The following is a 286-nucleotide window of genomic DNA, read 5'->3' on the forward strand; positions in this document are numbered from 1 at the left end:
TGGCGGGGAAATGAAACCCGNCATCAGAACAATTTTATCTATGAACCGCATATCCCACCGATACAATCTGGTGCTATATGTCAGTCCAAAGACTCAGCTTGATTTCCCTTGTTAAAGAACTTTCCGGTTGTTGAAACCAGAACACAGCGCACAACTATGCGCTCTGTTCTAACTTCAATTGATGCGAAGACAGAATTGGTAGGCCTGGGCAGATTTGAACTGCCGACCTCACCCTTATCAGGGGTGCGCTCTAACCAACTGAGCTACAGGCCTATGGTTTCCCAAT

General features: G+C 46.7%; 1 tRNA gene. It reads right to left on the reverse strand.

What is annotated here, in order from left to right:
- Nucleotides 1-196: 196 nt before the first annotated feature.
- Nucleotides 197-273: transfer RNA gene (locus A3709_RS21025), tRNA-Ile, on the reverse strand.
- Nucleotides 274-286 lie beyond the last annotated feature (13 nt).

The organism is Halioglobus sp. HI00S01 (assembly GCF_001635445.1).
Classification (GTDB): Bacteria; Pseudomonadota; Gammaproteobacteria; order Pseudomonadales; family Halieaceae; genus Halioglobus; species Halioglobus japonicus.